General features: G+C 38.4%; 22 protein-coding genes. 3 read left to right on the forward strand and 19 right to left on the reverse strand.

The window, feature by feature from the left end; genetic code table 11:
• Positions 1 to 36: 36 nt before the first annotated feature.
• Both O3633_RS00210 and O3633_RS00215 read right to left on the reverse strand, forming a co-directional pair.
• Positions 37 to 486, reverse strand: coding sequence for a SprT family protein (locus tag O3633_RS00210; RefSeq protein WP_371619981.1), 450 nt, complete (start codon positions 484 to 486; stop codon positions 37 to 39).
• Positions 473 to 2602, reverse strand: a complete 2130-nt coding sequence (locus O3633_RS00215; protein ID WP_049529698.1) for a Tex family protein — start codon at positions 2600 to 2602, stop codon at positions 473 to 475. Before O3633_RS00215 ends, O3633_RS00210 begins: the two co-directional genes overlap by 14 nt.
• A gap of 163 nt (positions 2603 to 2765) precedes the next feature.
• On the opposite strand from O3633_RS00215, the gene O3633_RS00220 reads away from it, so the two are divergent.
• Genes O3633_RS00220 through O3633_RS00230 form a run of 3 tightly spaced genes read left to right on the forward strand, consistent with a single transcriptional unit; the run spans position 2766 to position 4615 of the window.
• Positions 2766 to 2897 carry an SPJ_0845 family protein gene (locus O3633_RS00220; protein ID WP_000268695.1) on the forward strand — a complete coding sequence of 44 codons (132 nt, stop codon included), beginning with the start codon at positions 2766 to 2768 and terminating at the stop codon, positions 2895 to 2897.
• Positions 2898 to 3803, forward strand: coding sequence for a permease (locus O3633_RS00225; protein ID WP_049529699.1), 906 nt, complete (start codon positions 2898 to 2900; stop codon positions 3801 to 3803).
• Positions 3800 to 4615, forward strand: a complete 816-nt coding sequence (locus O3633_RS00230; RefSeq protein WP_000617749.1) for a TIGR03943 family putative permease subunit — start codon at positions 3800 to 3802, stop codon at positions 4613 to 4615. The genes O3633_RS00225 and O3633_RS00230 overlap by 4 nt, the downstream gene beginning before the upstream one ends.
• A gap of 17 nt (positions 4616 to 4632) precedes the next feature.
• On the opposite strand, the gene O3633_RS00235 is transcribed toward O3633_RS00230, so the two are convergent.
• From O3633_RS00235 to O3633_RS00310, 17 genes are all read right to left on the reverse strand, one after another.
• Complete coding sequence (locus O3633_RS00235) at positions 4633 to 5244, reverse strand: tetratricopeptide repeat protein (protein ID WP_001070709.1); 612 nt, start codon at positions 5242 to 5244, stop codon at positions 4633 to 4635.
• 17 nt (positions 5245 to 5261) lie between these two features.
• Entirely contained in the window at positions 5262 to 5600 is a 339-nt protein-coding gene (locus O3633_RS10305) for a hypothetical protein (protein WP_524539354.1), read from the reverse strand.
• Positions 5564 to 6316 (reverse strand): DUF8617 domain-containing protein, encoded by a 753-nt coding sequence (locus O3633_RS00240; RefSeq protein WP_524539355.1) that lies wholly within the window; start codon positions 6314 to 6316, stop codon positions 5564 to 5566. The genes O3633_RS10305 and O3633_RS00240 overlap by 37 nt, the downstream gene beginning before the upstream one ends.
• 8 nt (positions 6317 to 6324) lie before the next feature.
• Positions 6325 to 7101, reverse strand: coding sequence for a nucleotidyltransferase domain-containing protein (locus O3633_RS00245; protein WP_371619982.1), 777 nt, complete (start codon positions 7099 to 7101; stop codon positions 6325 to 6327).
• A gap of 19 nt (positions 7102 to 7120) precedes the next feature.
• Complete coding sequence (locus O3633_RS00250; protein WP_371619983.1) at positions 7121 to 10471, reverse strand: DEAD/DEAH box helicase family protein; 3351 nt, start codon at positions 10469 to 10471, stop codon at positions 7121 to 7123.
• 28 nt (positions 10472 to 10499) lie between these two features.
• On the reverse strand, positions 10500 to 11636 hold the full coding sequence (locus O3633_RS00255; RefSeq protein ID WP_371619984.1) for a restriction endonuclease subunit S: 1137 nt from the start codon (positions 11634 to 11636) through the stop codon (positions 10500 to 10502).
• 33 nt (positions 11637 to 11669) lie between these two features.
• Entirely contained in the window at positions 11670 to 12635 is a 966-nt protein-coding gene (gene xerA / locus O3633_RS00260) for a site-specific tyrosine recombinase/integron integrase (RefSeq protein WP_371619985.1), read from the reverse strand.
• A 113-nt stretch (positions 12636 to 12748) separates the two neighbouring features.
• Entirely contained in the window at positions 12749 to 13162 is a 414-nt protein-coding gene (locus O3633_RS00265; RefSeq protein WP_371619986.1) for a type II toxin-antitoxin system death-on-curing family toxin, read from the reverse strand.
• Positions 13159 to 13395: an AbrB/MazE/SpoVT family DNA-binding domain-containing protein gene (locus tag O3633_RS00270; protein ID WP_371619987.1), complete on the reverse strand. Its 237-nt coding sequence runs from the start codon at positions 13393 to 13395 to the stop codon at positions 13159 to 13161. The genes O3633_RS00265 and O3633_RS00270 overlap by 4 nt, the downstream gene beginning before the upstream one ends.
• A 59-nt stretch (positions 13396 to 13454) precedes the next feature.
• Entirely contained in the window at positions 13455 to 14576 is a 1122-nt protein-coding gene (locus tag O3633_RS00275) for a restriction endonuclease subunit S (RefSeq protein ID WP_371619988.1), read from the reverse strand.
• 12 nt (positions 14577 to 14588) lie between these two features.
• The gene (locus O3633_RS00280) at positions 14589 to 16046 is read right to left on the reverse strand and encodes a type I restriction-modification system subunit M (RefSeq protein ID WP_371619989.1); all 1458 of its coding nucleotides are present in this window, start codon (positions 16044 to 16046) and stop codon (positions 14589 to 14591) included.
• Between the two features lie 142 nt (positions 16047 to 16188).
• Positions 16189 to 17064, reverse strand: a complete 876-nt coding sequence (aguB, locus tag O3633_RS00285) for an N-carbamoylputrescine amidase (protein ID WP_371619990.1) — start codon at positions 17062 to 17064, stop codon at positions 16189 to 16191.
• A 9-nt stretch (positions 17065 to 17073) separates the two neighbouring features.
• Positions 17074 to 18159 carry an agmatine deiminase gene (gene aguA / locus O3633_RS00290; protein ID WP_371619991.1) on the reverse strand — a complete coding sequence of 362 codons (1086 nt, stop codon included), beginning with the start codon at positions 18157 to 18159 and terminating at the stop codon, positions 17074 to 17076.
• Positions 18156 to 19283, reverse strand: a complete 1128-nt coding sequence (gene nspC / locus O3633_RS00295; RefSeq protein WP_371619992.1) for a carboxynorspermidine decarboxylase — start codon at positions 19281 to 19283, stop codon at positions 18156 to 18158. Before nspC ends, aguA begins: the two co-directional genes overlap by 4 nt.
• On the reverse strand, positions 19283 to 20542 hold the full coding sequence (locus O3633_RS00300) for a saccharopine dehydrogenase family protein (RefSeq protein WP_371619993.1): 1260 nt from the start codon (positions 20540 to 20542) through the stop codon (positions 19283 to 19285). The genes nspC and O3633_RS00300 overlap by 1 nt, the downstream gene beginning before the upstream one ends.
• A complete protein-coding gene (gene speE / locus O3633_RS00305) occupies positions 20539 to 21399 on the reverse strand; it encodes a polyamine aminopropyltransferase (protein WP_000366713.1) in 861 nt (286 codons plus the stop codon). Before speE ends, O3633_RS00300 begins: the two co-directional genes overlap by 4 nt.
• On the reverse strand, positions 21400 to 22854 hold the full coding sequence (locus tag O3633_RS00310) for an aminotransferase class I/II-fold pyridoxal phosphate-dependent enzyme (RefSeq protein WP_371619994.1): 1455 nt from the start codon (positions 22852 to 22854) through the stop codon (positions 21400 to 21402).
• Positions 22855 to 23114: the final 260 nt, after the last annotated feature.

Here is a 23114-nt window from a genome sequence, read left to right on the forward strand (position 1 = left end):
TTAATCTTAGTATAGCACTAAGCTAAACTGTCTACATCAGTCCTTAGGCCGATTTAACAAGAGGAGTTTACCACGACAGAGACCACAACGATAGCGCTTGGTATCGATTTTTCGCTTTCTTTGATAGGTTTGGCGACAAGACTGACAAGTATAGACTAAGTTTGGCTTTTTATTAGCACTTGATAAGGGAGGAACAAAGCGGAGACCGTCTACCTCTTTTAAAAGTTGCTTAAAGGCTAAATCCTTATGCTGATAGCCCTTGCCTTCAAAGTAAAGATGGTAATGGCAGAGCTCGTGACGGACAATCTTTCGAAACACATCCAAACCAAGTTCTTGATAGACTTTGGGATTGAAATCCAAATGACCATCTTTTGGGAAAAATCGTCCACCTGTCGACCGCAGACGAGTATTCCACTGAGCTTGGTGTTTGAAAGGTTTTCCAAAATCCTCTAAAGAGACCTGTTTAACGTAATCAGTTAGATTCATTTGGTGCAAGAAGCGACAGATTCACTTTTTCGCGGTCAGCATCGATTTTTTTCACCCAAACAGTAACCAAATCGCCAACCGAAACTACTTGACTCGGATGTTTAATAAATTTCTTACTCATGTGAGAGATATGAATGAGACCATCCTCATGGATACCGATATCAACAAAGGCACCGAAGTCAACGACGTTGCGCACAACTCCTTCAAGCTTTTGCCCAACTTGTAAGTCTTTGATATCCAAGACATCTTGGCGAAGAACTGGAGCGTCAAAAGAATCACGGAAATCACGACCTGGTTTGAGAAGGTCTGCGATGATATCTTTAAGTGTTTCTTGACCAAGGTCTAGCTCTTGAGCCATTTCATTAACTGAAATAGATTTGAGTTTGGCTTGCGCTTCTTCATTTAGGTCTTTAATGTCCAAACGTTTGAAGAGTTCCTTGACTGCAGCATAGTTTTCTGGGTGAACACCAGTATTGTCAAGGATGTTGCTACTTTCAGGGATACGGAGGAAACCTGCTGCCTGTTCAAATGCTTTGGCACCTAGACGAGGGACTTTCTTGATTTGAGCTCGTGAGGTGATTTTTCCTTCTTCTTCACGATACTTAACAATATTTTCTGAAATAGTTTTGTTAAGCCCTGCGACATGAGAAAGCAAGGCTGGACTAGCTGTATTGATATTGACACCGACTTGGTTCACTACTGTATCAACAACAAAGTCTAGACTTTCAGACAGTTTCTTTTGACTAACATCGTGCTGATATTGACCGACACCAATGGATTTGGGATCGATTTTAACCAACTCAGCCAGTGGGTCTTGCAGGCGACGAGCAATAGAAATAGCAGATCGTTTCTCAACGGTTAACTCAGGAAACTCTTGACGGGCAAGTTCACTAGCGGAGTAGACAGACGCACCACTCTCATTAACAATGACATAACTAACTTCTGGAAAATCCTTGAGCACTTCAGCGACAAAAGCTTCACTTTCACGACTAGCAGTACCATTACCGATGGCAATGATTTCCACACCGTATTGACCAATCAAATCTGCTAAATCACGTTTAGCTTCTTCGATTTGACGAGCCGAAGCTGGTTTGACTGGATAAATGACTTGTGTCGTCAGCATCTTCCCGGTCGCATCAACTACTGCCAGCTTGGCACCTGTACGAAAGGCAGGGTCAAATCCAAGGACCACGCGCCCTTTAAGAGGTGCAACAAGGAGAAGATTACGCAGATTGTCAGAAAATAGTTGAATAGCTCCTTCTTCTGCCTTCTCTGTAAGTTCGGTACGAATACGGCGCTCGATAGCAGGCAAGACCTTTTTCTTAACTGACTGTTGAACAACTTCATCAATATAGGCATTTTTCACCTTGAAACGAGCAGCAAAGAAAGCTAGGATACGATCCGTCGCATGTTCAAAACCTACTTTTAAGACGCCTAGCTTCTCCCCACGATTGAGAGCCAAGGTTCGATAGCCCTGCATGTTGCCAACTGTCTCTGAAAAATCATAATAAATCTGAAAAACTTGTTTTTCATCAAGACTTTCATCCTTGACTTGCGAAGTGATTTTAGAGTGTCTCAACACTTCCTGATAGGTCATAGCTCGAAGATTGACATCTTCAGATAGAGCTTCTACCAAAATATCAACTGCCCCAGCCAAGGCTTCTTGACCAGTCGCAAATCCTTCACAGACAAATTTCTCAGCTTCTTTCTCTAAGCCATCTACATTCTGCAAGATCAAGCGAGCAAGAGGAAATAGTCCAGCTTCACGAGCAATGGTTGCCTTGGTCCGACGTTTTTCTTTAAAAGGTAGATAGAGTTCTTCTACGTCTGCTAATTTCTCAGCTGCCAGGATAGCTTCTTCCAGTTCCTTGGTCAGCTTGCCTTGTTCTTGAATCTTAGCTAAGACCGCTTCCTTACGATCATTGAGGTTGGTAAGACTTTTATCAAGATCAATAATAGCCTTGATAGCAACCTCATCCAAACTTCCAGTCATATCTTTCCGATAACGAGCGATAAAGGGAATAGTTGATCCTTCTGCTGTCAAAGACAAAACCGTATCAATTTGCTTTAAAGTTACACCCAAATCTTGGGAAATTTTTTCATATTTTTTATCCATAGAACTATTATACCATAAGGAAGAAAGCTTGTTTTCATTAATGTCACAGTTAGCTTGGTATTTGTTGAAGATTAAAATTCATTGGTCTTAACAATTTAAAATTAAACCTTTTGGCTGAAATAATAGTATAATAGAGGAAACGATTAGAATTGAGGTATGCCCAATGGCTGTTAAATTTACAAAAACTGATGACTTAGATAAGATGTTCGAAGAATTCGCTAAACTCCCTGATTTGAAACAAGTGACATTTCCAGACGATAAAGAAAAGAAAGATAAGGCAGAAAAGAAAAAATAGATGACGATTTTTCAAAGTCTGCCTTCGAGTATTTTACAAGCTGGCGCTATTTTTCTATCAATCATCATTGAGGCCCTACCCTTCATTTTGATTGGAAGCATTATTTCTGGTGCTATCGAAGTCTATGTGACTCCTGAGAAAGTTTATAGATTTCTCCCTAAAAATCGCTTGGGGAGAATCTTTTTTGGTACATTTATAGGGTTTCTCTTCCCATCTTGTGAGTGCGGAATTGTTCCGATCATCAATCGTTTCTTGGAAAAAAAGGTTCCAAGCTATACAGCTGTCCCATTTTTGGTCACAGCTCCAATCATCAATCCCATCGTACTCTTTGCGACTTATTCGGCCTTTGGTAATTCATTTAAAATGGTGTTACTACGTGCTTTGGGCGCGATTCTAGTTGCTACTATATTGGGTATCTTTCTTGGTTTTGTCTGGGAGGGACCTATCCAAAAGGAAAATAGATTGGCTTGTCATGAGCATGATTTTTCTCACTTGACTTCAGGTCAGAAACTTCTTCAGATCTTCATCCAAGCTATTGATGAATTCTTTGATATGGGGCGTTACTTGGTTTTTGGCTGTCTGTTTGCCAGCATTGTCCAGGTCTATGTACCAACTCGGATTCTGACTTCTATCAGTGCAACACCACTACTTGCAATTGTTCTTCTGATGGTCTTATCCTTCCTACTATCTCTCTGTAGTGAAGCGGATGCCTTTATCGGATCTTCTCTTCTATCAAGTTTTGGCTTTGCTCCAGTGCTTGCCTTTCTAGTTATAGGTCCCATGCTTGATGTCAAGAACCTACTCATGATGAAGAATTATCTCAAAACTCGCTTTATCTGGCAGTTCATGACCATCGTAACTCTTGTTGTTCTTGTCTATTCTTATATAGTCGGGGTGATGCTATGATACGATTTTTTATTTTGATGAGTTATTTTTTCTTAACCCTTCATCTACATCTATCAGGTAAGCTCAATCAGTATCTAAACCTCCACTACTCTTACCTGGCTTATATCACTATGTCTTTATCTTTGCTACTAGCCATCGTTCAAGCCTATATTTGCTTCAAGCGTTTGAAAGAACATAGTCACTTACATAGTTTTTCAGCCAAGCTTGCTAGTTTTGTCCTCTTAAGTTTGCCCTTGTTAGTTGGATTTACATTTCCAACTGTCGCTCTAGATTCGCAAACAGTATCGGCCAAAGGATATTATTTCCCTTTGTCGGAAGGAACTGATAAGGCAATCCAAGCAAGTGAAGGAACTAGCAGTCAGTATCTTAAACCAGATACGAGTATGTTTTATTCACACACAGCTTATGTAGACACTGTTCGTAAGAGTGCTGATAAATACTTAGCTCAATCTAGTATAGTTATCAATGATGAAAATTACCTGGAGGTCATGGAAGCTATCTACGATTTTCCAAACGAATTTGAAGGTAAGGAAATCGAGTTTACTGGATTTGTCTACAACGATCCAAATCATACCAATAGTCAATTTGTTTTTCGCTTTGGTATTATGCACTGTATCGCTGATTCAGGAGTCTTTGGACTTTTGACTACAGGAAACACCAATCAGTACGAAAATAACACTTGGGTGAGAGTCAAAGGTAAGATTAGCAATCACTACCACAAAGAACTCAACCAAGTCCTCCCAACCCTTGAAGTCCAGTCCTTCATCAAAGTAGACAAACCCGAAAATACTTATGTTTACAAAGAATTTTAAAAAGTAGCCTGAGGTGGCTACTTTTTCTTGTTTAATAAGCTTTTAACTTCTTGTGCTCCGATCTGATCGCCAGCTTTTTCAAAAAGTTCGATAGCTTGTAAAAAATTCTCTTGCGATTTTTCTGAATTTTCAGCAGAATAAATCTCACCTAAACCTCTATAGGAACATGCTTGAGCTATCAGATCATCTGTTTGTAATGCTTGTTTTAAGGACTGTTCCATATACATGATTGCTTTTGCTATTTCCCCTAGTTTTAATCGTAAATAACCTTGCTCATAATTATTGACAGAAGATTTGAGTGCATCCTCTGAAAAAGAATCTTCAATAACTTCTCGCTCTTTATCGATATAGTTAAGAGCTGTTTGATAGTCATTCATTTCACGATAAACCATGGCTAACTGGTGATAGCCTATATGTTCATTTTCTTTATCTTGACTTGATATTGCTATTTCAAGATATTTTTGATAAATCAGTAAAGCTTCTTTATAGTCTTTTTCAAAGAGCTTGATATAACCCATCAAATTGAGAAGGCTGTAATCCTTGCAAGTTTCTAATGAGAAAGTTTCTGAGACTAATTTCTTGGCCTCTTCAATCTTCCCCTCAAACAATAATTCCCAGGCTTGATTCATGCTTATTCTCCTCCAGCTTATGTTGTATAGAAATCAATCGACAAATCACTATCAGAATCGTATTTTTTCCAGGCTATACTGAAGCCATAATAGTCTTCAAATTCTGGATGCCAGTCATAATAAAGTGGGATACGGCTAAATTTTCTTGCAACTACTTCATCTTCAAATTCTGGGGACTCTCCTGCAGTAATTCCAAATTGAAGGCCATTCATTTCCCAGGTGTTTCCCCAAACATTTTCATCTGATAGAACGTCAATCCAACGAGAGGCGTCAATATCAAAATCTGCACATAACTCTAGTATGAAGAATTTTCTATAGTTTACTTTGGCGGGCTTAATATAAAAGGCACCATCCACCTGATACTTTTTATCTCTGGCTTGTATTTGTGAGAGACTTTCATTGGACTAGGAACTCCATTTAACTCTAACCAAAAGTGTCCCAAGGGAGTTTTGATTCCATTGTAGATTTGTTTAGAATCTACTTTTACTTTTTTAAAGCAAGCATCTAAAATCCTTCCATGTTTAACTAGATTTGCACAAACTATTGTAGAAGTCAGTGGATCAAAATCTGTATACCTACGAATGACACGTTTTAACTTTTCGACGGGAAAAGTGATATCCTTTGGTAGGGCATGATACTTCTGGACAACTAAAGCAGTTTTTTCAGTATTTTCCTTCCCGGTTGGAACAATCACACCATGCCCGACATGAATAGTTGGGTCGTCACAGATATAAGTATAACCATTTCCACCTTCTTGAAACTCAACAACTACAATATTTAACTCTTGATCAGGATCGAAAAGTGGTTCTGCTTTTGCACTGGTCTGGCGCTCATAAAAAGTGAAACAATCTTTATTATCCTCTTCACCAAAGACCATAAAACTACCACAATTTGGGCATTTCCACATATAGAAGGAAGCCTCTGAAATGTCTTCATAGGAAATTGTATCATTACCATCTTTTTTATTCATGATTTCTACTAATAGCTCATCCGAATAAACCGAATAAGCATTTGGATCAGGGGCTTTGTGGTCGTTCATTGCTTGACCACATCTACAAGTCCATTTTCCCATAATTAACCTCAGTCACGACTTAATTCTTCAAGGAAAAATTGATTGAGAGTTTTCCAGTCTTTCTTTTCCTCTGTAACACTTTGAACGTAGCCATCCAGCTCTTGGATATTTTTGATGATAAAGTCCTGAATTGGCTCTATAGGCTCAATTTCCATACCTTCAGGTCCCTTTACCTTTATATCAAGCAATCTAGACACATGCTCTTTCATTTCATCAGGGAGGAGTTCTTTGACCAAATCATCAAATAAAATCGGTGGAACAGAGTGATGTTTTTCAATCCAACGACAAGCTAAAATGGGACGAAGTGCATAGAAAAACTTTTTAGGTTTGACCTTATCTCCTGAAAGATACTTATTCATTTGAGTTCTAGCAGTATTCAAGTAATGGTGGAGCATCTTTTTCTCGGAAAAATACTGACTGGCAAGCGGACGGATACGGTTAATAAAATCTGCATCTTGCTGGTAAACGATTGGTGACTGTAACCACTCAAAGAGGGTTGGATTTGACTTATAAAGCAACTTTAAAGCCTTGTCCAAATCCCAACCACTCACATCCCATGTATCGTCAATTGGTAGTTCGATGACATCTCGATGATCGTTCAAGCTTAGATAAAAATCTTGCTTGTGCTTATATATGAAACGTACATCAAAGTCACTATCAGGAGACTCAAAGCCCCAAGCACGACTACCAGACTCAATTGTCCACAATACTGTAACACCATAATCACGCTCAATTTCTGCTAGTTTTTCAGGTACTAGCACATTCATTTCTTCTTGTGTTTGCATGGTAGTTCTCTTTCTATATTCAAGCTACTTCTTCGGCGCGATTATTGATTAAGTCAATTGTTTGGACAATATTCCTCAATACTGGTATTTGATGTTGAAATAGTACTTGTACGGATCCATAAGATTTAAACGGTTCTTGTGTCAGGATAGACTTATCCATACAACCATTTTCAACGACATAATCGACAATCAATTTCACAAAAGAAATTTGCTTAGCATTAAGGCTTTCATCTGACAAGAACTTAGAAAACACTTGATTAGCGGCCTCTCTATTCAAACCAATAATCTCACGAACCAATCTAGGAATAGCCTTGTTCTCATAGTGCTGCTGATAGTCAGTTTTACTTCCTAATTTTTCCCATAATAGAGTTTCTAAATCTAATAAATCTTGAGGAGTCAACTTCTTGTTATGATACAATTTAGAAATTGCTTCCTCATCCAAATGAGCTTTCAAGTAATGCTCAACTTTTTCGTTATAGGATCGAAGATCATTTACCTGCAAATAAGGAGTGGTTTCATATACAGTAGACAGAATTCGATCTTCAAAATTGACATAATATACCTTTCGGCTCGTTTTATCCAATAATTGCAATAAATCCCTTAGAGAAAGGCGTATTTTTTCAAGTTCAGACAAGCTTACTTCCTCCCAAAATTCAGGTTCTTGAACTTTCCTGATAATTTCAGCCTGTGCAAAGACCTGAGGGATATTGCCAACAGAAGCAAGAGCCTGAGCAGTTTTCATAACTTGAAATATATGAGTCCGTGATGGCTTAGAGGTTAGTTGTCCTACTTGAATTTCTAACATCCATAAATCAAATCGTCTCGCCATTTCATTTTCTTTATCTTCATCAAACATGAGAGGAGATATATGAGTATGAAGATTTTCACATGAAATCGTTGTAAGATTTTGCCAATTTTCTAATTTCTTATAGGTATAAACCGTATCTAGAACCATACGAACCCTAAAGTCTAACTCATTCAAGTCCTCTACATGTCTATGAAGTTCTGAGACCAGTTGCTGACGATACTCTCTTGCAAATGAATCCTCTTGATAGTGAAGATCCTGCAGTTCATGAATCAAGTCCACCTTGATATTAAACAAACGCTGTGCCAAGGGAACAATATGACGTCCATTTCCTTCTCTAGGATCTGCTTTGAAGTATTCAAAGTTGTCACCATAATCAAATACCAAAAAGTTTTCCTTATCCTGATCAGGTCCAAACAAATCTTTACAGAGACGGGTTCCACGACCAATCATCTGCCAAAATTTTGTTTTTGATCGCACTTTCTTGAAAAAGACTAAATTGACAACCTCTGGAACATCAATACCTGTATCCAACATGTCAACTGAAATTGCAATTTGAGGGTATTTCTCTTTGATTTTAAAATCATCAATCAAGGTCTGATAATGTTTAATACTGTAATCAATCACCTGAGCATAGTCGCTCCCCTTTTCAGGATATCGTTTATTAAAAATCTCTCTAATAAATTCAGCATGATGATGATTCTTGGCAAAGATGATAGTTTTTCCAATCTCATCACCCGAAGCCGTCTGAATCCCTCTCGTCATTAGTTCATCTAGAACAATCTCTACTGTACCTTTATTAAAAATAAAGGAATTAAAAGCTCCAGCATCAATGTCTTTTTCTAGACTATCATCTTCAAATTGGCTATCAAAATATTCTTTATCTTCTTGGGATAGATCATCGTAATGAAGCCCATCTGTAGGTAATTCTAACTTGGTTTCAATCGAATGATAGGATACCAAGTATCCATCCTCAACAGCCTTTTCAAGATCATAAGCATAGGTAGGAACACCATTTTCCAAGTTAAAAAATCCATAAGTATTTTTATCAAGGTCCTGACGAGGTGTGGCCGTTAACCCTACGATTCTAGCATCAAAATAATCAAAAATGGCCTTGTATTTTTGATAAATAGACCGATGGGACTCGTCAATAATGATAAGATCAAAATGACCAACAGTGAAAGGACGTTGAATAACTTCTTCCTGATCACTAATAGCTCCAATCATGGTCGGATAAGTGGAAAATACCATACGACTTGATCGTGCCCCAGCTTTATCCTCTAAAAAGTTACAAACCGAAAGATCTGGAAGTAATTTTCTAAATGAATCATAGGCTTGTTTTACAAGAGATGTTCGGTCAGCTAGAAAGAGAACATTTTTGACCCAATTGTGACGTGATAGGATATCAACAAGAGAAACTGCTGTTCGAGTTTTCCCAGAACCAGTTGCCATTACCAAAAGAGCTTGTCTTCGATTGTTGGAAAAAGCCTCACAAACACTTGCAATCGCATGTTTCTGGTAATATCGGCCAGAAATATCGTCTCTGATTTTACTAGAAATATCCTCCAGAGGTTTTTGCAAATGCCGTCTGTCCATCAATAATTGCAATTCTTCTTGAGAATAGAATCCTGCGACCTGGCGACGATTTACACCATCAAGAATGTAGTGCTTGAGGCCATTTGTAATAAAACAAATCGGTTGGTAACCTATTTTTTCCTCTAGCGCATTAGCATATTCCTTGACTTGTACCTCACCAACTTCTGGATTAACTGCAGCCTTTTTAGCTTCAATAATTGCTAAAATCTTTCCATTTTTACCATAAAGGACATAATCACAATAACCTGTTCCTGAACCGTGTTTCAGTCCATTAACAGCGACTTCAACTCGACAATTTTCTTCAAATTTCCAACCCGCTAATCGTAAATCAATGTCAATAAAAAGTTTTCTCGTCTCAGCCTCAGATAACTGATCGATATGAAAGGAAACCTCTTGCCGTTGAGCAGCAGTTTCACGTTTTTCTGTATAATTCTCTTGAACTTCCAAGGACTGTACAGCCATTTGTTCATGAAAGTCGGGCATAACAGGTAAACTGTCTTGCAGTTCCACCATGGCTTGTGGTGTTTCTCTTTTCTTGACATTCTCTGAAATTGGCAATAACTTCTCGTCAAAAAAACGTTCCACAAACTCATTGCTGTAGCAGTAATCAATAAAGTTTACGAACTGGTACAAATGATGTAAGGCTAAAATCGCTTCACGTTCCTTGATCTCCCCACCATGAGCAGCATGATTGCCCCAACGTATCAAGAGAACCATCTGACTATGAAGCTCTGGATCTACGATTTCTCTAAAGTCATCATCCCACACCAATGAAGACAAGGTAGCACGATAAGGGGCTTCCAAATAGGAATCATGGCTATAAATCCAATGAACAGCCTGCTCCAAGGCACGACGAGCCATGAAAGCTGTCGCTACAGTGGATGCTCCAATCATATTTTCAGCTTCTATACAGGGCCTCGAAAAAGATTCATACTCCTCGTTATTTAAAAGAAAATCAAAATTTCCCATTTTTCTCTCACTTTGACTAAATAGATAGCTATATTATACTAGATTTTAAGCTATTTCTCCACAGTTTTATAGCCATCTGACAAGCAAATTGTGATTTGTCAACCTGAGCCACAAAGTCTGCGAACTCGTTTTGGAGGGAAAGAGGGGGGAGGGGGATGGCAATATTTTTAATCATCGATAAGTTAAAATTTTTTTGACGTACGCCTCTTTGTTGATTCAATAGCATGGATCGTAAATTTTGAATTACATAATAAACATATATAGTATTCGTGATTTTATCATCTAATTTTGCGAAAGCAATAGCTTGATTACAAGACATTACTTTAGTATTGATTGATGATTTTAAACCCGCAGTATCATACATTCCTAGTAATAAACTACCTTTTTCAATTATTTTTGCAGAACTACATTCAATTGCCTTTTCTGTAATTTTTTCAGAAGAATCATCAATGTATTTATGTTCTAGTTCTCCTGATGTAATCCAAGGAATATGTCCTCTAAAATATTTTTCTTCATTTTTTTTAGGAGTTCCACCGCTTTTCCATATTCCAAATTCTTTTAAAGCATGTTTTTCCCAACCCATTTCATTCAGAACAGGATCCCCAAACATCTCGTTAAATCGGGATTTTACAAGATTTAAGAGTAATTTTGATTGATGTCTTCTTTTTAAAATCTGATTATCTAAATTCTCTAAATTCTGAATAATTTTTTCTTGGACATCTATATCTTCATGGAACGTAACTTCAAACTCCGAAAATTGAGTTTTATTGATTATTGGGACAACGGGCGCATTGGAAATAAAATCTAATTTAGATTTATTATATAGCAATAAATATGCTAAATATTTAGATAAAATTAATTCATTCGGAACAATTGCATTAATTTGTTGATTAAATGATAATTCAGATTCAGAAATCATAACTTTACCAATTATACCTATACAAGTTACTAATACCGAATTTTTGGGGACGATTCTTGCATTGTTTCGTGCTTTCTCAGAAATATAATTTTTATTCCCTTTTGATGACGAAGTTTCATCTATAGTTTTAAAGTCATCTGGTTTTATAAAAGGGATATCATTGCTATTATAAAATTCCAATAGTTTTTTACTAGGTGTATTTCCTGTAATAATTTTTCCAAGATCACCCAACTTCACTTTCTTCACGCGACCACCTCCTCGAAATATCGGGATTTGCACTTAAGAGATGAATTTCTGATGGGAATGTTTCACATTACTTTGATTTACCATAGCATAAGCTAGAGTAGTGTCAATTTTGCTGTGACCTAGCAGTTTTTGGACTTGTTCGATAGGCATTCCCTTATCAATTGCCTTTGTTGCTAGTGTTCTTCTAAATTTATGTGGGTGGACTTTTTGGATTCCAAGCTTTTGTCCTAACTTTCTTAATCGAATCTCAACACCAGCTATTCCGAGTCTCTGGGCTTTTCCAAGCAAAGTAACAAAAAGAGCTGGATGATTATCTTCTCTGCTATTGATATAGTTTTTTAAATGGATTTTCGTACGAGCATCAAAATAAACAGGTCTCTCCTTTTTACCTTTCCCAAATACTACACATTCACGATTCTCAAAGTCAATATCTGAGCGATTCAGCTGCACAAGCTCTCCCACGCGCATTCCTGTTGAAGCTAGTAGATCAATCATTGCCAAATCTCTTAGGTTCTCACAATTATCTCGCATGATTTCAAGATGTTCATCCGTATAAGTTTCCTTTACAGTTTGTTCTGTCTTTATTTTTTTAATCCGTCGAATAGGATTTTTGATGATATATTCCTCCTGCTCAAGCCAAGCAAAAAACGAAGACAAGATGCGTCGAATATTGTCCAAATTTGCTTTACTGCAATCTTTTTCTGACTGATACTGTGCTAGATATCTTCTCAAATCATCTGTTGTCAGTTGTGTTACAGACTGCTTTATGCTTGTAAATAAATTTTCAATGGTCCTTTGATAATAACGAATCGTTTTTGCACTACACCCCTCCACCTGTTTAGCAGTAATGAACAAGGCTAACAAGGAATTATTGGTATACTTCTGTTGATTTACACCATTCACTAAATGGCGCTCTAAACTCTCCCGCAATGCTAGTAATTGTGCATTGTTTAAAAGGGGTAACATTTCTTGAATGATGATTGTCACTTTTGTTTCCATATATTCTCACTTTCATTATTTCAATAAAAAGAGACAATATTAGTTTTCTGCATTACAGAATTCTAATACTGTCTGTTTAACTTTTTTTACTTTTAGGATTTAAACATCCAAACTTAATTCTTGCCATTAACTCTAAATGAATTTTCAGATACCCATTTGGTGTAGGAAGCTAACTTTTCATCTGTCAAGGCTTCTACTGCGATAGTCACGCACATAGCGACCGCTTCTTCAACTGTTACAGAAAAACGATAACCATTTAATTGTAAAAATTTCACCAAAACGAAGAAAGCCGTTCGTTTATTAGCATTGGCAAAAACATGCTTCTTAATCAATTGGACAAAAAGTATCGTTGCCTTATCAAAAATTGTTGGATAAAGAGGTTTGCCAAAAACAAATTGTTCTGGTAAATTGACAATCATATTTAAGGCAGAAGGACTAACTGTCTGAATTTTTTCATTAGGTGAATACCGTTGAATTGCTAAAGCATTGATTTTCTCGATTTGCCTTTCTGTAAGATAGACTGTCATTTTTCCACCAATGCTTTGAAAATATCATCGTATTCATCAAAGATTTTATCCAAATTTAAGTCAAAGGCATCATCAGATACATAAGAAATCTGATGTCCAGACTCTTCGGGAGTAAAGATGATTTCACCACTTGGTAACAATTTCGCTTCGTATTTAACACCACTTGGAATATTGAATTCACTCGGAATGGTAATGGTGATTGAATTTCCTTGTTTTCTTGTTTTTACTACCATCTGATTTCCTCCTTTGAAGTATTATAACAAATAATTACCGTAATTACAATGACAGAATATTAGCCAAAATACTCTTGCATGAGAGATTTCTTCAAAGTTTCAAGTTCTTCTAGTGATTTTTGAATTGCCAATTGTGATTTGTCAACCTGAGCCACAAAGTCTGCGAACTCGTTTTGGAGGGAAAGAGGGGGGAGGATTACTTTGAGTTCACTTAATATTTTTAAATTTATATTCTTTTGTGCTGATTCTGGAGCTTGACTTTCTAGTATCTTTTGAAAGTAACTAAACCAATAATGAATAAATATATTATTGGTTCTTTCTCCCGGAATAAAACCAACAATGCTATCTGGAAAACATGAATCAAAAGCCAATATACTTGTTTTAGCTATATTAGCTGCTATAGTTATACATAATGTTCCTTTATCCCACAGTTTACTTTGTTTAAGACCAAACTCAGAATATGTAGAATGATAATCTACAATATAGTTTCCTGAATTAGCTACATCTCCCGTCTGTATAAACGGATAGATTCCTCCAAATAATTCCGAAGCATTTCGTGGTCTATGCTTAGAAACACCACGTCCAATGGTTCCAATTTTATTAAGTGTTTCAATTTCCCATCTCATTTCATTCAAAACAGGATCCCCAAATATCTCGTTAAATCGGGATTTTACGAGCAAGTTCAATTCATTTAACTGAAATCTTCGTTTGGCAATAACTCTCTTGATTATATTAAGGGTCTTAACAATATTATCTTGAGATTCAGGATGTAACAATTCTAACTGTAGATTTAATAATATGTTCTTGTTCAAATGAGGAATTGTAGCCCCTGTTGCACGATCTCGTAAATACTGTGACTTACTTTCTAAAAATAGAGCCAAATAATCAGATAAAATCTTATCTTTATAATATTCATTCTGTTTTAGGACTGTGATAGTACTGCCAATAGCACCTGACAGTCCATATCCAATTGTTCCTGCATTAGCGCCATCCCATGCTATCAAAATATCTTCAGGGAGAACTTCAGTTATATTTAAACTATCAGTAAATTTTAAATTATTGTCATTTCTCAAATCATCGATTTGAATATAACGTTTACTTTGACTGGTTTGTAAAGTATGAATATCAGCTTTTTTACCTTTTTTTAGAGAAATCACTTCCCCCAACTTCACTTTTTTCATACGTTCATCTCCCTACTTTAGTAATTCTTCTAACTCTGCTAAGCCAGCTTGAATTTCTTTTTCTAGATCATTGATTTTCTTTAAGATGACTTCTGTTGGTTCATACTCAACTTTTTCATATTCGATTTCTTTGTATTTATTGATGGACAAATCAAAATCATTTTCCTTAATCTCATCAACTGGAACAAAGAAGGACTGGTCTGTTCTCTTGCGATCTACTTCTTTCTCTAATTGATGGTATCGTTGAATAATATCTGGAATATCATTTTCGTTGATAGGCTGGCGTTTATCATCTAAACTCAGACCGTCTGCTTTCATATCGTAAAACCAAACCTTATCCGTTCCACCATTTCCAGTCTTAGTGAAGATAAGGATAGCGGTTGAAACCCCTGCATAAGGCTTGAAAACACCACTTGGCATTGAAATAACTGCATCTAGTTTATGGTGCTCAACTATTTCCTGACGAATCCCTTTATGAGCTTTAGAGGAGCCAAATAGGACACCGTCCGGTACAATAACAGCTGCACGTCCACCTGGCTTCAAAGTGCGTAAGAAAAGAGCAAGGAAAAGCAACTCTGTCTTCTTAGTCTTAATCGTAGCCAACAAATCTCCAGAGGTTGAATCATAATCAAGAGATCCTTTGAAAGGTGGATTGGCTAAAACTAGAGTATATTTATCAGCTTCTTCGTTATCTTGAGAGAGAGAATCTAGATAGCTAATTTGGGGATTTTCAACCCCATGGAGCATCATGTTCATAGCCCCAAGTCTCAACATTGTCGTATCCGTATCATTCCCATGAAACATGGTATTGTGGAAATGCTTTACACTGTCTATATTTGTCTGCCACTCTTCTTTTCTACGGTCTAAATAGCGACTAGCTGAAACCAAAAATCCTGCAGAACCCATGGCAGGATCTGAGATAATATCCTTAATTGTCGGTTGCATGAGTTCAACCATCATATCGATGATATGACGAGGAGTACGAAATTGACCATTTGCCCCTGCCTGAGATAATTTTGACAATAGATACTCATAGATATCTCCAATATCTTTTATATCCGTAGGTAACTCATCCAGAGCCGCTATAGCCTTTTGTAAGGTAGCAGGTTTATTGATTTGAAAAATAGCATCCCTCATATAACGTGAAAAAGCTGTATCGTCAGTATCCCCCTTCATATTCTTAATAAATGGAAATATCTCTTGTGACATCAGGCGATAAACTTCTTGCGCATCTCCTAAGTTCTTAAAGGTTGACCAACGATACTCGGGTTTATCTTTTGGGAAAATTCCCTCATAGGGAATACCTAGAAATTCAGCATCATTTTCTCGTCCAAGTTCGACCCTATCCAAGTCTTTCATAAATAAAAGATAAGTCAATTGCTCAATGTTAGTCAAAGGATTCGCATTTCCCTCTGTCCATAACATTTCCCAAAGCTGATCAATCTTATTCTTTAATTCTCCTGTAATCATATTTTACCTCTCAAAATGTTTCAATTTTAAAAAACTGTCATTTAAAATCCTAAAACTTCTTATATCCCATTTTATCAGAATCCTAGGCCATTATCAAAAAATTATTATAGTATCTACAGAAAAAAGCCTACGATAGGCTTTTTCATCTGACAATATCTTTATACATATCTGGTCTTCTGTCTCTAAACAAGCCCCAGTTCAGGCGCTCATTTGCACCTTTATCAAGATCATACGTAGTTAACAAGATCTCTTCGCCTTGTCGTTCTGCTTGGGTCAAGATAGCTCCTGATTCATCTGTCATAAAGGATGAACCATAGAAGTTAAGGCTAGAACTTTGGCCACCATTTTCCTCGCAAGGTTGGACTTCTTCCATACCATAACGATTGGCTGCGATAACTGGAACGATATTAGCTGCTGCGTGCCCTTGCATGGTACGTTGCCAATGTCCACAACTATCTGTATCCAAAATTGGTTCCGAACCAATGGCTGTTGGATAAAAGAGCAATTCTGCACCATTTAAGGCAAGGCAACGGGCTGTTTCAGGGAACCACTGATCCCAACAGATCCCAATACCAATCTTGGCATAGCGAGTATCCCAGACCTTGAAACCAGTATTTCCTGGAGTAAAATAGAACTTTTCTTGATAATAATGGTCATCAGGAATGTGAGTCTTCCGATAAACACCTAGTACTTCTCCATCAGCATCAATGACAGCTATCGAATTATACAAGACATTACCATCTTTTTCATAAAAACTAATGGGCAATACGACCTTTAGTTCCTTGGCAATTGATTTAAAATGCTGAATAGCCGTATTTTCTGTAACCGACTGGGCATACTGGTAGTAGTCATATTGACGTTCCTGACAGAAATAGGGACGTTCAAATAATTCTGGTAAAAGAATGATCTGGGCTCCTTGCTCCGCAGCTTGACGGACTAAACGTTCAGCTGTTTGGATATTCGTTTCCACATCCTTAGCGCATTGCATCTGAATAGCTGCAACCGTTACATTTCTCATCTTTTTCTCCTATTCTGGAATTTGTTGGGTAATACAGTGGATATTTCCACCACCTAAAAGAATATCTCTTGCAGGGATTCCGACGACTTCACGATTTGGAAAACATTGACTGAGGATACCCAATGCTACTTGGTCGTTTTCGTCCTGAAATTGTGGCACCAAGACAGACTTATTGGCAATATAGAAGTTAACATAGGAAGCTGCTAAACGTTCTCCTGCATAGCGTTCTTCTTCACCTTCTTCATAAGTATAGCCCGGCAAATCTTCTTCCATCACTACTTGATGAAGACCTGGGATTGGGAGTTTATGAATGGTAAAGGAACGCCCCTTTGCATCTGTTTCCTTCTCTAAAAGGGAAAGGTCAGCTGCTGACATGTTATACTGGGGATCATCCTGATCATCTGTCCAAGCTAAGACAATCTCCGCTGGGCCAACAAAGGCTGCTACATTGTCGACGTGTTCATTGGTTTCATCTTGATAAATACCATAAGGAAGCCAGATAACTTTTTCAGCACCAAGACTCTCTAGTAAGGTCTTTTCAATCTCTTCTTTAGTCATATGAGGATTGCGACCCGGACTGAGAAGGCAACTTTCTGTCACAAGAATAGTTCCTTGGCCGTCACTGTGAATAGCTCCACCTTCTAGTACAAAAGGTTTGGCATCGTAAACAGGTATCTCTAAAACTTCTGCAAAGCGACTAGCGACTTGGTCATCTGCTTCATAGTCTTTGTAGAGACCATCCACAGCACCACCCCAGGCATTGAAAGACCAGTCTACCGCTAACTTTTCCCTTTTATCATTAAGGAGAATAGTTGGACCAGTATCACGAGCCCAGGCATCATTTGTTGGGATATCTAGATAAACGACCTGGTCTCCAAGAAAGGATTGGGCTTCAGACAAATAATTCTGGTCTACTAAAAGGTAGACTGTTTCCCCTTGGGCAATGGTTTTGATAATCAGGCTAAATGCTTTTTTTGCAGCCTTACCCTGAAATGGCCAAGACCCTGGTCGAGTAGGCCAGATCATGAGAGTCCCATGATGGGGTTCATACTCTGCAGGCATACGATAACCTAATTTCTTTGGACTGTCCATCATGATAATCTCTCCTTAAAGTCTTGGTAACCAAAGGCCTTGACTAGACTGCACTCACCCTCTTTATCCATTAGATACAAACTTGGAAGTCCAATCCCGTTAAAGGTATTATTTTTGACAAATGAGTAAATAGCCATGTCTTCAAAATAGAGGCGATTGCCGATTTCAATCGGTTTTTCAAAGCTGTAATCCCCAATGATATCCCCTGTCAGACAAGTATTTGAAGAGAGTCTATAAGTATAAGGTTTTTCTTGTGCTTCAAATCCATCTCTCAATGGGGGACGATAAGGCATCTCAAGAACATCTGGCATATGGCAGCTTGCCGAGGCGTCTAGCACCAAGGTCTCAATCCCATTTTCAACAATATCCAAGACTTCTGTCGCTAGATAGCCCGCATTAAGGGCAATGGCTTCACCTGGTTCGACATAGACATCAAGGTTATAGGTTTCTCGAATACGTTTAATCTCAGAGATCAGTAAGTCCACATCATAATCATCTCTCGTAATATGATGTCCACCACCCATATTGAGCCATTTAACTTGGTGCAAATAAGCTCCAAACTGGTCTTCTACTGCTTTCAAAGTCGTTTGTAAATCATCTGCCCCTTGCTCACAGAGGGTATGAAAATGAAGTCCGTCAACCAATTCCAATAAATCACTTGGTATCTTGTCTGAAGTCACTCCAAAACGAGAGCCAGGAGCACAAGGATCATAAAGCGCGTGGTCACCCTGCGTTGAACATTGAGGATTGATGCGAAGACCCACACTGATACCAGCCTCACGACAACGTTGACCATATTTTCGTAGTTGTTTCTCTGAGTTAAAAACAATATGATCCGATATTTGCAGTAGCTCTTCCATGTCTGATTCCTTGAAAGCAGGCGCAAATACATGGACTTCCCCCGGAAACTCTTCTCTAGCCAGCTTCGCTTCATAGAGTCCACTAGCTGTCGTACCTGACAGATATTGACTAATCAAGGGATAGGTTTTATAGAGAGAATAAGCCTTTTGAGCTAGCAAAACCTTACAACCTGCTTTTTCTTGAACCTCTTGTAGAATGCGGCAATTCTCTTCTAATTTTCCTAAGTCAATGATATAAGAAGGCGTTGGTACTTGTTCTAATTTCATTAGTCCACCATTTGTGGATTTTCAACCACAACCCATGGCAAACCGTATTTATTCAAAGCTTCCATGAATGGGTCTGGATCCAACTCTTCAAGGTTATAAACTCCAGGTTGTTTCCATGTACCATCCATCACTAATTTTGTCCCAATCATGGCAGGAACACCTGTTGTGTAAGAAATGGCTTGTGAACCAACCTCTGCGTAACATTCCTGATGATCGCAAACATTGTAGATGTAGATTGTCTTTTCAACGCCATCTTTGACACCTGTAAAGATACAGCCGATATTGGTTTTACCAACTGTACGTGGGCCAAGGCTAGCAGGATCTGGAAGCAAGGCTTTCAAGAATTGGATTGGTACGATTTCTTGGCCGTTAAAGTTAATAGCATCTGTACGAAGGAGACCAACGTTTTCCAAACATTTCATGTGCGTTAGATAAGATTGGCCAAAAGTCATAAAGAAGCGAATGCGTTTAACTCCTGGAATGTTTTTCGCCAATGATTCAATTTCTTCATGGTGGAGGAGATACATGTCTTTTTGACCAACTTGTGGGAAATCATACTCACGTTTGATAGACATAGCTTCGACTTCTACCCATTTTCCATTTTCCCAGTAAGAACCTGGTGCAGAAACCTCACGCAAGTTGATTTCTGGGTTAAAGTTTGTCGCAAATGGATAACCGTGGTCACCACCATTACAGTCTAAAATATCGATATAGTGGATTTCGTCAAAGTAATGTTTGAGTGCATAAGCTGAAAAGACGCTTGTTACCCCTGGGTCAAAACCAGAACCAAGAAGAGCTGTCAGACCTGCTTCCTTGAATTTTTCTTGATAAGCCCATTGCCATGAGTAGTCAAAGTAGGCAGTAAAACCAAGTTCCTTACAACGTTTCTCATAAATAGCACGCCATTCAGGGTCTTCTGTGTCCTCAGCCTCATAGTTGGCAGTATCGATATAGTGGACACCTGTTGCCAAACAAGCATCCATGATAGTCAAGTCTTGATAAGGCAAAGCTACGTTCAAAACAGCTTCTGGTTTGTAGCTTTCAATCAAGGAAATCACTTCTTCTACCTTGTCAGCATCAAGAGCAGCTGTCTCAATCTTAGTATTTGTTTTGCCTTCTAATTTAGCCTTCAAGTCATCGCATTTTGACTTGGTACGGCTAGCAATCATAATCTCTTTAAAAGTTTCGCTATCTTGGCAAATCTTTGAAATAGCAACTTGGGCAACTCCCCCACATCCAATAACTAATAAACGACTCATTTTTTTCCTTCCTCTTCTTCTAAAATGTCTTCTACATACTTAGGCAACATAAAGGCCCCCACATGTAAGTTTGCAGTGTAATATTCCGTAAATAACTGACGTTTTTTCCAGCCTTCCTTGTCAAAATCTTTGACAGGGTGATATTTTTTCGATGCAAATCCAAACAACCAATAGCCAGCAGGACTAGTTGGGATATGTGCCTGATAAACCCGGCTGATTGGAAAGGCTTGATTGACCTTACGGTGCATGCTTCGGCAAGCTGACTCATCTTCGTCAAAGAAAGGACTACCATGCTGATAGATCATGATTCCGTCCTCTTTGAGAGCCCTATAACTATTACCGTAAAATTCCTTGGTAAAGAGTCCTTCTGTATGGCCAAATGGATCTGTCGCATCGTTAATGATAATGTCGTAATCATCTTCACAGTTTCTCAAAAATCTCAGTCCATTTTGGTAGTAAATGGTGACGCGAGGGTCATCAAGTCCTGCAGCAAAGTCTGGAAAATACTCTCGACAAACCTCAACCAGCATCTCATCTGGTTCTACAATATCGATTTGTTCCAATTCTGGATAGAGGGTTAATACTTGGGCAACACCACCGTCACCACCCCCAATAACCAAGACTTTCTTGGGATTTGGATGGACAGCCATAGGAACGTGAACAGTCATTTCGTTGTAGACAAAATCATCTGCATCTGAGAACAAGACATGCCCATTTAAAATCAAAATCTTTCCAAAAGCTGGAGTATCTAATACTTCAATATCCTGCCACTCACTTTTTCCAGCATAGAGTTGTTTAGCAGTTCTAAGCGACAATTTCACATCTGGAGTATGAACTTCAGAAAACCATAAATCCATCTAGTTCTCCTTTCTTTCAATAACATTGATGTGATTGACCTCTGGATCTTCCGTTCCTTGGAGGGAACAACCACGTTCCTTTGCAAATTGGATATAATCGACAATTTCTCGTGTAATCCGTTCACCTGGCGCTAGGATTGGAATTCCTGGAGGATAACACATGACAAATTCCCCACATACCTGGCCAATGGACTCGTCTAATGTTAAGCTTCTTCTATCTGCATAGAAGGCCTTCTGAGGAGATAGCACCAACTCTGGTTGGATATATTCGCCAGCAATCAAGTCTTTTCCATCTCGCGAGTAGAGTCTCTTGATGTCAGCCAGAGCACCTACCAAGCGCTCAATGTCTTGAATGCGGTCACCAATTGAAATGTAGGCCAAGATATTCCCGATATCACCAAACTCAATCTGAATGTCATATTCATCCCGTAAGAGATCATAAACTTCAATCCCTGTTAGACCAATCCCCTGAGTGTAAACTGACAGCTTTGTTACATCAAAATCACAAACCGATACACCATCTACCAGCTCTTTTGAGTAGGCATAGTAGCCACCGATGGCATTGATTTCACGACGTGCGTACTCAGATAGCTCAATGACTTTCTCAAACGACTCTTTGCCACGAAGGGCTAGGTTCCTACGAGAAACATCTAGACTAGACATTAGCAAGTAGGATGCTGATGTCGACTGTGTCAGATTAATAATCTGACGTACGTACTCAGGATTCATCTGATTGCCAACTAAAAGAAGGGAACTTTGAGTCAAGCTGCCACCGGATTTATGCATGGATACAGCCGACATATCTGCTCCTGCATCCATAGCAGACAGAGGAAGTTTATCTGTAAAGTGCAGATGAGCACCGTGGGCTTCATCTACTAAGACTTTCATTCCTGCAGCGTGAGCCATCTCAGTTAGTCCCTTAAGATCTGAACAAATCCCATAATAGGTTGGATTGTTAATTAGGATAGCCTTGGCATCCGGATGGTCCTTAATAGCTTGCGCCACACGCTCATTTTCAAGCCCCAAAGCAATACCGATTTTAGGATCCACACTCATCTCGATATAGATGGGGATAGCACCACACAAAACAAGGGCGTTGATAGCTGATTTATGTACGTTACGCGGAAGAATAATCTTATCTCCAGTTTTACAAGTGGAGAGAATCATGGTTTGAACAGATGATGTGGTCCCCCCAATCATTAAAAAGGCATGAGCAGCACCAAAAGCCTTTGCTGCTAGCTCTTCAGCTTCTCGAATAATCGAAATAGGATGTCCCAAGTTGTCCAAAGGCTTCATAGAATTGACATCAATCCCAACGCATTTCTCACCCAGAAGTTCAACCAACTCTGGATTCCCACGGCCACGCTTGTGACCAGGTACATCAAACGGTACAATTCTTTTCTTTCGTAATTTGACCAGCCCCTCATAGATGGGAGCTTGGTTTTGATTTAACATTATAAAGACATACTCCTTTATCATAGTTTTTTCACCTTGTGTAAGGCTCTAAAGGATACTTATGAAAAAAGAGCAGGTTGGCACCTGCTCTACAATCTACTGACGTGTTTATGTTTGTTTCTTTTGAGTATGTCTGTTCCTGATGTTTCCTAACTCTCTAGTAGCAAATATTACGTACTTTATTGATCGTTTCACAAGATGACGTGTGCTTTCACCACACTAACAAATGTATACGAATTAGAACTAGTGTTCTAACATCA

Origin of the sequence: Streptococcus sp. 27098_8_22 (assembly GCF_041432415.1) — a bacterium.
GTDB classification, from domain to species: domain Bacteria; phylum Bacillota; class Bacilli; order Lactobacillales; family Streptococcaceae; genus Streptococcus; species Streptococcus pseudopneumoniae_M.

Excerpts from the sequence above, each read along its gene's own strand:
- O3633_RS00210 (WP_371619981.1), bottom strand. The coding sequence starts at position 486 with ATGAATCTAACTGATTACGTTAAACAGGTCTCTTTAGAGGATTTTGGA.
- O3633_RS00215 (WP_049529698.1), bottom strand. The coding sequence starts at position 2,602 with ATGGATAAAAAATATGAAAAAATTTCCCAAGATTTGGGTGTAACTTTA.
- O3633_RS00220 (WP_000268695.1), top strand. The coding sequence starts at position 2,766 with ATGGCTGTTAAATTTACAAAAACTGATGACTTAGATAAGATGTTCGAA.
- O3633_RS00225 (WP_049529699.1), top strand. The coding sequence starts at position 2,898 with ATGACGATTTTTCAAAGTCTGCCTTCGAGTATTTTACAAGCTGGCGCT.
- O3633_RS00230 (WP_000617749.1), top strand. The coding sequence starts at position 3,800 with ATGATACGATTTTTTATTTTGATGAGTTATTTTTTCTTAACCCTTCAT.
- O3633_RS00235 (WP_001070709.1), bottom strand. The coding sequence starts at position 5,244 with ATGAATCAAGCCTGGGAATTATTGTTTGAGGGGAAGATTGAAGAGGCC.
- O3633_RS00240 (WP_524539355.1), bottom strand. The coding sequence starts at position 6,316 with ATGGGAAAATGGACTTGTAGATGTGGTCAAGCAATGAACGACCACAAA.
- O3633_RS00245 (WP_371619982.1), bottom strand. The coding sequence starts at position 7,101 with ATGCAAACACAAGAAGAAATGAATGTGCTAGTACCTGAAAAACTAGCA.
- O3633_RS00250 (WP_371619983.1), bottom strand. The coding sequence starts at position 10,471 with ATGGGAAATTTTGATTTTCTTTTAAATAACGAGGAGTATGAATCTTTT.
- xerA (WP_371619985.1), bottom strand. The coding sequence starts at position 12,635 with ATGGAAACAAAAGTGACAATCATCATTCAAGAAATGTTACCCCTTTTA.
- O3633_RS00265 (WP_371619986.1), bottom strand. The coding sequence starts at position 13,162 with ATGACAGTCTATCTTACAGAAAGGCAAATCGAGAAAATCAATGCTTTA.
- O3633_RS00270 (WP_371619987.1), bottom strand. The coding sequence starts at position 13,395 with ATGGTAGTAAAAACAAGAAAACAAGGAAATTCAATCACCATTACCATT.
- O3633_RS00275 (WP_371619988.1), bottom strand. The coding sequence starts at position 14,576 with ATGAAAAAAGTGAAGTTGGGGGAAGTGATTTCTCTAAAAAAAGGTAAA.
- O3633_RS00280 (WP_371619989.1), bottom strand. The coding sequence starts at position 16,046 with ATGATTACAGGAGAATTAAAGAATAAGATTGATCAGCTTTGGGAAATG.
- aguB (WP_371619990.1), bottom strand. The coding sequence starts at position 17,064 with ATGAGAAATGTAACGGTTGCAGCTATTCAGATGCAATGCGCTAAGGAT.
- aguA (WP_371619991.1), bottom strand. The coding sequence starts at position 18,159 with ATGATGGACAGTCCAAAGAAATTAGGTTATCGTATGCCTGCAGAGTAT.
- nspC (WP_371619992.1), bottom strand. The coding sequence starts at position 19,283 with ATGAAATTAGAACAAGTACCAACGCCTTCTTATATCATTGACTTAGGA.
- O3633_RS00300 (WP_371619993.1), bottom strand. The coding sequence starts at position 20,542 with ATGAGTCGTTTATTAGTTATTGGATGTGGGGGAGTTGCCCAAGTTGCT.
- speE (WP_000366713.1), bottom strand. The coding sequence starts at position 21,399 with ATGGATTTATGGTTTTCTGAAGTTCATACTCCAGATGTGAAATTGTCG.
- O3633_RS00310 (WP_371619994.1), bottom strand. The coding sequence starts at position 22,854 with ATGTTAAATCAAAACCAAGCTCCCATCTATGAGGGGCTGGTCAAATTA.